Source organism: Streptomyces sp. PU-14G, from assembly GCF_041028275.1.
Lineage (GTDB): Bacteria > Actinomycetota > Actinomycetes > Streptomycetales > Streptomycetaceae > Streptomyces.
The window spans coordinates 19,208-28,755 of the sequence record NZ_JASKYT010000065.1 but is presented as its reverse complement, the minus strand read 5'-3'; the positions used below and the strand labels follow the sequence as shown (position 1 = coordinate 28,755).

Annotated in this window: 9 protein-coding genes and 1 pseudogene; 7 read left to right on the top strand and 3 right to left on the bottom strand. The window is 75.4% G+C overall.

What is annotated here, in order from left to right; all coding sequences use genetic code 11:
• Positions 1 to 332: pseudogene (locus AB8Z75_RS10985) on the bottom strand (hypothetical protein); the annotation flags it as partial.
• A gap of 229 nt (positions 333 to 561) precedes the next feature.
• Here AB8Z75_RS10985 and AB8Z75_RS10980 point away from each other — a divergent pair.
• From AB8Z75_RS10980 to AB8Z75_RS10950, 7 genes are all read left to right on the top strand, one after another.
• Positions 562 to 738, top strand: a complete 177-nt coding sequence (locus AB8Z75_RS10980; protein WP_369201273.1) for a hypothetical protein — start codon at positions 562 to 564, stop codon at positions 736 to 738.
• A complete protein-coding gene (locus AB8Z75_RS10975) occupies positions 735 to 1,202 on the top strand; it encodes a monovalent cation/H+ antiporter complex subunit F (protein WP_369201272.1) in 468 nt (155 codons plus the stop codon). Before AB8Z75_RS10980 ends, AB8Z75_RS10975 begins: the two co-directional genes overlap by 4 nt.
• Complete coding sequence (locus AB8Z75_RS10970) at positions 1,192 to 1,461, top strand: hydrogenase subunit MbhD domain-containing protein (protein ID WP_369201271.1); 270 nt, start codon at positions 1,192 to 1,194, stop codon at positions 1,459 to 1,461. Before AB8Z75_RS10975 ends, AB8Z75_RS10970 begins: the two co-directional genes overlap by 11 nt.
• The gene (locus tag AB8Z75_RS10965; RefSeq protein ID WP_369201270.1) at positions 1,458 to 2,300 is read left to right on the top strand and encodes an MnhB domain-containing protein; all 843 of its coding nucleotides are present in this window, start codon (positions 1,458 to 1,460) and stop codon (positions 2,298 to 2,300) included. The genes AB8Z75_RS10970 and AB8Z75_RS10965 overlap by 4 nt, the downstream gene beginning before the upstream one ends.
• A complete protein-coding gene (locus AB8Z75_RS10960) occupies positions 2,297 to 2,644 on the top strand; it encodes a sodium:proton antiporter (RefSeq protein WP_369201269.1) in 348 nt (115 codons plus the stop codon). The genes AB8Z75_RS10965 and AB8Z75_RS10960 overlap by 4 nt, the downstream gene beginning before the upstream one ends.
• Positions 2,641 to 4,539 (top strand): complex I subunit 5 family protein, encoded by a 1,899-nt coding sequence (locus AB8Z75_RS10955; RefSeq protein WP_369201268.1) that lies wholly within the window; start codon positions 2,641 to 2,643, stop codon positions 4,537 to 4,539. Before AB8Z75_RS10960 ends, AB8Z75_RS10955 begins: the two co-directional genes overlap by 4 nt.
• A 202-nt stretch (positions 4,540 to 4,741) precedes the next feature.
• Positions 4,742 to 5,368: a LuxR C-terminal-related transcriptional regulator gene (locus AB8Z75_RS10950; protein ID WP_369201267.1), complete on the top strand. Its 627-nt coding sequence runs from the start codon at positions 4,742 to 4,744 to the stop codon at positions 5,366 to 5,368.
• Positions 5,369 to 5,526: 158 nt separating this feature from the next.
• Here the strand turns inward: AB8Z75_RS10950 and AB8Z75_RS10945 are convergent, their stop codons facing one another.
• Together AB8Z75_RS10945 and AB8Z75_RS10940 are read right to left on the bottom strand one after the other, a co-directional pair.
• Complete coding sequence (locus tag AB8Z75_RS10945) at positions 5,527 to 7,605, bottom strand: ATP-binding cassette domain-containing protein (protein ID WP_369201266.1); 2,079 nt, start codon at positions 7,603 to 7,605, stop codon at positions 5,527 to 5,529.
• Complete coding sequence (locus AB8Z75_RS10940) at positions 7,598 to 9,547, bottom strand: ABC transporter ATP-binding protein (protein WP_369201265.1); 1,950 nt, start codon at positions 9,545 to 9,547, stop codon at positions 7,598 to 7,600. The genes AB8Z75_RS10945 and AB8Z75_RS10940 overlap by 8 nt, the downstream gene beginning before the upstream one ends.
• Position 9,548: the final 1 nt, after the last annotated feature.

Genomic DNA, 9,548 nt, shown 5'->3' with positions numbered 1-9,548 from the left:
GCCCTGTCAGCAGCGTGAGCGGCAGCACCGTCAGCGCGTAGCGGCGCACCGGGGCGGGGACGAGCGCGGGCTGCGGATCGACGCGGCGCTCGTCGCGGGCCGTGCTGGTCGCGCAGCGCGCGCATCCGCTCCACGCCCCGCCGGTCCCAGCCGGTGCGCTCGAGGAGCGACATGGCGCGCGGCCTGCGCACGATCACTCCGCCCGCCAGCACGGGCAGCAGCACGTCGCCCACCACGCCGGCCGCCTGACGGGCACCCAGCGGCGGCAGCGGCTTCGTGCCCGGCGTGTCCCGGGTACCCGGCGTGGTGGTGAGGGCGTCGGTCAGTCGCATCTGTCACTCCGCTCGTCCGCCCGCCGGACGCTCCGGCGGCTCTCGGGTGCGTCGTCCTCGGGTGGGCTTTCCCAAAAGCGTCGCGGTACCCGCAGGTCACGGGGCGAAACGACGCGCGGGTGCCGCTTCGTACGGCGCGCGGAGACGCCCCGTTTCATGCCGCGCGAGCGGTGGTACCCCCTGACCCGTCCGGTCCGCATGGCTTCGTTGGGCGAGGGGAGGCGGGCTGATGGCGCGTCTGCTGACTGCGGCCCTGGAGGTGGCCGGCTGGTGGGTGGTGCTGGCCGGGCTGTGGCTGGTCCTCATCCAGACGGTCGACACCCTGGAGTGTGCTGTCGGCGCGGGCGCGGCTCTCCTGGCCGCCTACGGAGGCCGGGCCGCCCGCAGGGCGGCGGTGCGGCGGTGAACGGCTGGCTCGCCGCCGCCTGCGCGCTGCTCCTCGGCGGTTTCCTGCCCGCGCTGCTGGGCATCTGCACGGGCCCCGTCCGCAGGCGCGTCCTGGCGCAGAACCTCGCCACCGTGCTCGCCGCCCTCGTCATGCTGCTGCTGGCCCAGGGCTACGCCCGCCCCTCCTACACGGACATGGCTCTGGTGCTGGCCGTGCTCGGCCCTGTCGGCACGCTGGTCTACGAGCGGCTGCTGGGCGAGGAGTTGCGGGCCAGCAGGCCGCGCCCCCTGGTCACCCGGACGATGACCGTGCTGGGGGTGGCGCCCGTGCCCGCGGTGGTCCTTCCGGTGTGCGTCGCGGCCAGCCCCGGCAGGACCACGCTGAAGCTCCTGTTCATCGGGTGCCTTCTGGTGGCGGGCAGCGCCCTGTGCACCCGAGCGCTGACGACCCCGCCGGGAGGGGGTGGCTCCGATGGGCGGTGACCTGCCCGTCGTGGTGGCGCTGCTGCTGGTCACCGTCGCGGGCACGGCCGCGGTCCTGGCCCGTGACCCGGTGCGCCAGGCCGCCGTCCTGGCGGGGCTCGGGCTGGCGCTCGCCCTGCTGTTCGCCGTGCTCCAGGCGCCCGACGTGGCACTGTCGCAACTGGCCGTCGGCACCGCGCTGACGCCGCTGATGGTGCTGCTGTCCGTACGGAAGGTGCGGCGCAAGGCGCGCAGCGAACGGCGGGAGGAGCACGAGTGAGCCGGCGCGTGCGGATGGCGGTCCTGGCCGTCGGCCTCCTCGGGCTGGCCGCGCTGCTGTGCGCCGCCTTCCTCCAACTGCCCGGGTTCGGCGGCTCATGGCACCCCTACGGGCGGCGCGCCGTCGAGGCAGCGCTCGGGCGGCACACCTCCAACACCGTCGCCTCCGTCAACTTCGACCAGCGGGCCTTCGACACCCTGGGCGAGCAGGCCATCCTCTTCGGGGCAGCCCTGGGCACCGTCGTCATCCTGCGCACGGCCCGCGACGAGCGCCGCGTCGATCCGCAGCCCGCGCTCGTCCCCGCCCCGGTGCGCCGCTACGCGCTGACGGTGCTGCCGCTCACGCTGCTGACAGGGCTCTACGTCGTCGCGCACGGACAGATCAGCCCCGGCGGTGGGTTCCAGGGCGGCGTGGTGGCCGCGACCGCGCTGCACCTGCTCTACATCGCCATCGACTACCGGGCGCTGCGACGGGTGCGCTCGGTCACGCTGTTCACCCTCGCCGACGCGGCGGGGGAGGCGGGTTATCTCCTCGTCGGGCTGGGCGCACTGCTGTCCGGGGCCGCCTTCCTGCAGAACGTCCTGCCGTACGGGACGTCCGGCACGCTCGCCTCCGGGGGCACCGTGCCCCTCCTCAACGCCGCCATCGGCGTCGAGGTCGCCGCCGCCGTCGTGGTGTTGCTGGCGCAGTTCCTCGATCAGGCCATCGTGATCGAGGCCGCCCACGGCTCGCAGGACGAGGGGCGCGCCCCGCAGGGCGGGCAGAGCGGTGCGCGGGACGAGGGGCGCGCCCCGCAGGGCGGGGAGAGCGCGCACGGGGGCGAAGGGAGCCGACCGTGAGTGTCCTGCCGTACCTGGTCGCCGGGTGGCTGTTCCTGGCCGGCTGCTACGGCCTGGCCACCAGCCGGAACCTCATCCACGCCGTGGGGTCGCTCGCCGTCTGCCAGGCCTCCACCTACGTGCTGCTACTGGCCGTCGGCTACCGGCGCGGCGGAACAGCGCCCGTCTTCTCCGACATCCGGCCGGGCTCGCGCCCCGTCGTCGACCCGGTGGTGCAGACCCTCACCCTCACCGACATCGTCGTCGGCGCGACCCTCACGGCCCTGCTGCTGGCGCTGGTCGTGCAGGTCTCCAAGCGCCACGGCACGGTCGATCCCGACGAGTTGCGGGAGCTGCGCGGATGACGCCGGCCCAGGCACTCCCCGTGCTGGTCGCCGGGCCGCTGCTGGGCGCGGCCGTCCTGGTGGCGACGGGACGGTGGCTGCCCCGGTACGTCGCCGACGTCTTCGGCACCCTCGTCGCCGGTGCCACCGCGGCGCTCGCCGTGGGGGTGCTGGTCGCCACCGCCGACGGCGCCACGCCCGTGGAGTGGGTGGGCGGCTGGCGGCCACGGAACGGGTCCGGGGTGGGCATCGTGCTGGTCGGGGACGGCATCGGGCTCGGTCTTGCCGCACTGGTCTCGGTGCTGGTGGTCACCGTGCTGGTCTACTCGTGGCGGTTCTTCGACGATCCGCCGCCCCACCAGGCCGGCGCCTTTCCCGCGCTGATCCTGGCGTTCCAGGCGGCGATGTGCGGGTTCACGCTGACCGGGGACCTGTTCAACGCCTTCGTCTTCTTCGAACTGATGGGCGTCGTCGCCTACGCGTTGACCGGATACCGGGTCGAAGAGGCCCGCGCCGTGCAGGGCGCCCTCACCTTCGGGTTCCTCAACTCACTGGGCGGCTACGCCACCCTGCTGGGCGTCGGCCTGCTGTACGCGCACACGGGACAGCTCGGCCTCGCCCAGATCGGGCACCACCTGGACGCCGGCGGCGAGGGGTCGGGGACGCTGGTGAAAGTGGCGTTCGTGCTGGTGGCGACGGGTTTCCTCGTCAAGGCCGCCGCCGTGCCCTTCCACTTCTGGCTGCCCGACGCGCACACCGTGGCACCCACACCGGTGTGCATGCTGTTGTCAGGCGTGATGGTGCAGCTGGGTGTCTACGGCGTGGCACGCCTGTACTGGACGGTCTTCGCGGGCAGCGGTGCACTGCCCGAGGCGGCCGTGCACCGCGCGCTGCTGGCGCTGGGCGTGCTGACGGCTGTCACGGGCGCGCTGCTGTGCTGGTTGCAGCGGCACGTCAAACGGCTGCTGGCGTTCTCCACCATCGCCCACACCGGACTCTTCCTCGTCGCGCTGGCCGTCCTCACCCCCGAAGCCGTCTCGGGCACCGCGCTGTACGTGCTCGGGCATGCCGGGGTCAAGGCCGCGCTGTTCGCGTGCGCGGGGGTACTGGTGGACCGGTTCGGGAGCGTCGACGAACAGGAACTGCACGGCCGGGGCACCCGGCTGCGCCCTGTGGGCGTGCTGTTCACCGTCGGCGGGCTGGCGCTCGCCGGGCTTCCGCCGTTCGGCACCGGGCTGGGCAAGGCGCTCTCGGAGGAGGCGGCGGGCGGCTGGCTGACCGTGGTGTTCGTGGCCGTCTCCGCCGCCACCGGAGGGGCGGTACTGCGCGTCGCGGGCGGCGTCTTCTTCGGACTCGGCTCCCCGCCCGCCGACCAGGACCGTCCGCACACCACCGGACGCCACCGCGAGGGCGGCGGAGAGAAGGGCCAGGCAGACCAGGAGGACCAGGCAGACCAGGAAGGCCAGGCGAGCCAGGATCCGGAGACCACCGGCGCCGACGAACCCGAGGAGACCCGGGAGAGGGTGACCAAGGCGCCGGACACCATGTTCGCCGCCGCCGCCGCGCTGCTCGCCTCAGGGCTGGCGGTCGGCTGCGTGCCGCCGCTGTGGTCCGCCGTCAGCCGGGCCGCCGACAGCTTCACCGATCACAGCGGCTACGCCATGACGGTCCTGCACGCCACGCGGCACCACCTGGCGCCCTCCCCGGTGCCGCACTGGTCACCGGCGGGTGTCGCGCTGGGCCTGCTCTCGGCCGTGCTCGCCGCCTGCGGGGCCTGGGCCGCTCTGCGGACCGTTCCCAGCGGCGTGCGGCCCCGCTGGTCCCTGCCGCTGCGGCGGCTGCACTCCGGACATGTCGGCGACTACGTCGCCTGCGCGGTCGCGGGACTGACTCTGCTGGCCGCGCTGGTGTGGTGAGCGGCGCCGGCGGGGGCGCACGGGCGGACACTCCGCCGGTGGTGAGGCTCCGCGCATGCGCCCTCTCGCGCGCCCCCATAACACACTGCGTACGCGTGGTCTCGATGTGTGGCCAAAACTCCTCGTCTCCTCCCCGCGATGAGCTTGTATGTATGGAGCTGCGCCTGTCATGCGGCTATCAGGCACTTAGGGGGGACTCAGAGTGATCCGGGTATTGCTGGTACACGATGTGCGCATCCTCAGATGCGGGCTGGCGGCTCTGGTCGGATCGGAACCCGGCATGGAGATAGAGGCCGTGTCAGGGAAGGAGGCGATGCGGTCGGCGCGTGCCCTGAAGGCCGACGTGTGCGTCGCGGACGCCGACGTGACAGGGCGCCTGCCGCTCCACGAACTGGCCGGCCCGGCACGCGTGTCGCAGCACCTTCCGGGTTCCGGCGGGGACGCGCCGCGCCGCCTGCTGGTACTCGTCAGCCAGCACTGTCCCGGAGCGCTGCGCCGGGCACTGGACGCGGGAGCGCGCGGCTTCGTGTGCAAGGACGCCCTGCCCGAACAGTTGGTGGCGGGCATCCGACGCGTCGCCGCAGGAGAACGCTTCGTCGACAACGCGCTGGCCGGCACGGTGTTGCGCGCCTCCGAAGTGCCGCTCAGCGAACGGGAGCTGACCGTGCTCTCGGCAGCGGCCGAGGGAGCCGGCATCACCGAGATAGCGCGCCGCCTCGGGCTTTCGGCCGGCACCGTGCGCAACTACATGTCCGCCATCACCCGCAAGACCGGCGCCCGCAACCGCGTGGACGCCATCCGCATCTCCCAGGGCGCCGGCTGGCTCTGACCCACGCCAAGGCGCGCCCCCGGACGCCGCAGGGCAGCGCTGCCGCCCGCACGCCGTCCGACATGGCGGCCCAGTCCTCCGCGCGCGGCTCTCGCGGTGCTCCTGGCGCCCGTACGAAGGCCGCGTTCCGACCCCGCCGTCACCCGCCGCTGCCCTCGCTACCCGGTGCCCCACTCACCCGCGGTCTGCCGCGTCTGCCGCGTCTGCCGCTCGGCGGCGAGCGGGTGCGGGGCCCAGCCGGCGGTCAGGTCGCGGTAGAGCGGGGAGCACGCCAGCAGTTCGCGGTGAGTGCCGCAGCGGGTGCGGGAGCCGTCCAGCACCAGCACCCGGTCGGCCCGCAGGGCCGAACTGATCCGGTGCGCGATCACCACCAGCGTGCCGCCCCGCCGCGTGAAGGCCGACTCGGCGCGCTCCTCGGCGGCCGGGTCCAACTGGCTGCCCGCCTCGTCGAGAACGGCCAGCGGCGCCGGGGAGAGGTAGGCGCGGGCCAGCGCCAACTGCTGCCGCTCCCCGGCGGAGAGCGCCGCCGCCTCCACGTGCCCCGCCAGGCCACCGAGCCGCCGTACCAGCGCCTGGGCGCCCACCGCCTCCACGGCGGACGACAGCGCCGCGTCCGGCAGCGGTGCGGAGTCCTCCGGCAGCAGGCACGAGAGGTTCTCCCGCAGGCTCCCGGTGAAGACGTAGGACTCCTGCGGGACCACCACCCGCTGCCCCGCGGGCGGCACGCCGTTCGCGGGCGCCGCCGCCCTGCCGGACAGCCGCACCTGTCCGTGCGAGGGCCGCAGCAGCCCGGCGGCCAGCAGCGCGAGGGTGGACTTCCCCGCGCCGCTGGGGCCGACGACCGCCAGGTGGCCACCCGCCGGTACCTCCAGGTCGAGTCCGCACAGCACCGGCCTGGCCGCCGGGCCGTACGCGAAGGAGACGTCGCGCAGCGCGAGCGCGGGAGGCGCCCCGCCGAAGCCGTGCGGGGCCGGCACCCGGGAGGGACGGCGCGCCGCTGACGGGCCGCGCGTCGGGCAGGGCGCGCCACCGGGGTCCGCGTGCACGCAGTGCTCCGTCCGCCCGGGCTGCTGGGGCGCCGACGCCTCCACCGCCGGTGCCTCCAGTGCCGACGCCTCGGCCGCCGGTGCCTCGGCCGCCCGTGCCCCGGCCGCCGACGCCTCGGGCGCCGGTGCCTCGGATCCCGGCGGCTCGGGCGCCAACGGCTCGGGCGCCCCCTGGTGCAGGCGGCCGATCACCACGGCGAGCCGGGCTCCGGCGCCGCCCAGTCCGTGCACCAGACTCTGGAGCGCCGGCAGCAGCGCCTGCGTCAGGTAGGTGAGCGCGCCCGCCAGCTCTCCCGCGCTCACCCCGTTGCGCAGCAGCCAGGGGGCCAGCGCCAGCAGCAGGACAACGGGCAGACGTCCGCCGAGCCCCAGCGCCACCGCCCGGGCGATCCCCCAGTACGCGAGCGCGTCGGCGGCGCGCCGTTCGGTCTCGACGCGCCGGCGCAGCGCCTGTCGCACCGTCTGCCGCGCGCCGCAGGCGGACACGTCCCGCAGCGCGCGCACCACGGTCGTCGCCTCGGCCGCCAGTTCCTCGTCGGCCACCAAGAAGTCCCGTTGCCGCCGGGCCAGTGGGCGCAGTGTCACCGCGAAGACCGCCAGCCCCGCGGCCAGCGGTGGCAGGACGACGAGCAGCAGCGGGGGCGCCAGCGCGGCCAGGCCCGAGAGCGCCCCGGCGAGAGCGACGACGAAGGAGCGGGAGACCATGACCACACCGGCGAAGCTGTCCCGCGCGATCTCGACCTGGTGCGTGAGGCGGGAGACGGAGGAAGTACCGGCGTCGCCGGTTCCGCGCCCCGGTGCGACCGTGGCCGTGACCGCCTCGTACAGGCCGCGTGCCACCACGCGGCGCACCAGCGCGTCGCGCAGTGGCTCGGCCAGCGCGGCCACCTGGCGGTAGACCCGCGCCGTTCCCAGCGCTCCCACCAGCAGCCCGAGACCGGCGGCGGCCAGCCACCACAGGCCGGTGGCCGGGCGCCCCGCCAGGAACCCCGAGTCCAGCGCGCGGGCCAGTGCGAAACCCAGCGCGAAGGTGTGGGCCGCCTCCAGCAGCGACCAGCCCGCCAGCGCCCACAGAACCCCCGGGCGCCGTCGCAGGAAGCGCAGTCCCGCTCGCACCAGTACCGGCTCACGGCGGTGCTTTCCGCGGCGTGCGGACAGCCGCGCCGCGGGGCCGCCCAGCGGGTCACTCATCGGCCCCGCTCCCGAACAGCGCCCGGTAGGCGGGCGTCTTCCACAGGTGCCCGTGGGGGGCGACCGCACGGATTCGGCCACCCTCCAGCCACGCGGTCAGGTCGGCGCGGGCGGCCGTCGAGGCCCGGTGCGCGACGATCAACCGGGTGTGTGCCACCTCGCGCGCGCTCGTCAGCGCCCGTGTCACCTTCAGTTCCGTCACGGTGTCCAGGCTCGAGGTGGCGTCGTCCAGGATCAGCACACGGGCGCCCTGGGCGAACGCGCGCGCCAGACCGACGCGTTGCACCTCGCCTCCGGACAGCGGCGCCAGCCCGTGCGGGGTGTCGTAGCCGCGGGGGAGGGTACGGACGAAGTCGTCGGCGCAGGCCAGGGTCGCCGCGTGGACCACCCGCGTCGCGGGCGGCCCGTGCTCGGCGGGAACGCCCGCCGCGATCGCCTCGCCCACCGTCGCGCCGAAGAGGACGGGACGCTCGAACGCGAAACCGACGGCGCGTCGCAGCTGCGCGGAGGTCAGGTCGGCCAGGTCGACGCCGTCCAGCAGCACCCGCCCCGCGTCCGGCTCGGCGAGCCGCCCGGCGACCGCCGCCAGCAGGGACTTGCCCGACCCGGAGCGGCCGACCACGGCCACGGTGGCCCCCGCGGGCACCACCAGGTCCACGTGCCGCAGCACCGCCTCGTTTCCGTACGAGGCGCGTACACCGCGCAACTCGAGCCGGCCCCCGCGGGACGGGGCGGCGGCCTCCGGCAGCATGAGGTGTCCCTCGCGCAGGGGAGGAACGGCCAGCACCTGAGCCAGCCGCTGCGCGGCCGTGCGGCTCCGTACCAGCGCGTTGAGCTGCCCGACGAGCGTACCCACGCCCGCCGCGAGCGCCGCGTACCGCGTGGCGGCGACGAGCCCGCCCACGCTCAGCTCCCGCTCGCCCACCAGCAGTCCGCCGACCGCCACCACGGCGACCTGGAGGAGCGGTACCAGCACGGCGGCCTGCGCCGTGGCCCGCCCCTGGACGTGCCACGTGCGGTGCCCGTGCTCGGACAGCTCGGCCAACGGCTCCAGCACGCGGGCGCGTTCCCGGCGCTCGATGCCCGCCGCCGCGATGGTGCGGGCCCCCGACAGTGCCTCCACGAGCCGTCCGGCGATCCGCGCCTGTGCTTCCTGGTAGCGGGTGACACACGCCGTCGATGTCCGGGAGAACGCCCGCAGCAGCAGCACGAGCAGCGGTGTCCCGGCGGCGAAGACGGCGGCGAGCCGCAGATCGAGCAGGGCCAGCGCGAGAAGGCCGCCCACCGGGGTGACCAGCGCCGCCAGTGCCGAGGCGACGCCGGCGGGGCCCGCGCCCGCGTGCGCGGCGTTGCCCGTGCAGCGGGTGACCAGGTCCCCCGAGGAGAAGCGGCCGGCCCGCAGCGGGGAGACGCCCAGCAGGTGTCCGGCGAGCCGGGAGCGCAGCCGCGCGGTCGTACGGGAGGTGAGGGTGCCGGTGAGGACCGCGTCGGCGGCGTCCAGCACGAGCAGCGCGCAGGTGAGCGCCGCACACACCGCGAGCCAGCCGCCCGCGCCTGTGCCGCCGGCCGTCGCGCCGTCCCCCGCGCCGCTCGTGCCCCTCCCGTGTCCCGCCTCGGTCAGCAGCAGGTCGAGTGTGTGGCCGAGCGCGGCCGGGAGAGCCAGCGAGGCGCCTGCCGCCGCGGTCGCGGACAGGAAGAGGGCCACCGCGCGCCACCGGTGACGGCGCCCCGCGGTGAGCAGCAGCCGGTCGGCCGGGGACTTCGGGCCGCCAGGACGCCCGGTGGCCGCCGCGCGCCGCCCGGAGGCCTCCGGACCGCAGGCCTGCGGGCCGGAGTCCGGCGGTCCGGAGTCCTGCGGTTTGGAGTCCTGCGGTTTGGAGACAGGGAAGTGCTCCTGGGCGGGGACAGCGCCCCGCCCAGGAGCACCGGGTGTGTGTGTCACC

Excerpts from the sequence above, each read along its gene's own strand:
- AB8Z75_RS10955 (WP_369201268.1), top strand. The coding sequence starts at position 2,641 with ATGACGCCGGCCCAGGCACTCCCCGTGCTGGTCGCCGGGCCGCTGCTG.
- AB8Z75_RS10970 (WP_369201271.1), top strand. The coding sequence starts at position 1,192 with ATGGGCGGTGACCTGCCCGTCGTGGTGGCGCTGCTGCTGGTCACCGTC.
- AB8Z75_RS10980 (WP_369201273.1), top strand. The coding sequence starts at position 562 with ATGGCGCGTCTGCTGACTGCGGCCCTGGAGGTGGCCGGCTGGTGGGTG.
- AB8Z75_RS10945 (WP_369201266.1), bottom strand. The coding sequence starts at position 7,605 with ATGAGTGACCCGCTGGGCGGCCCCGCGGCGCGGCTGTCCGCACGCCGC.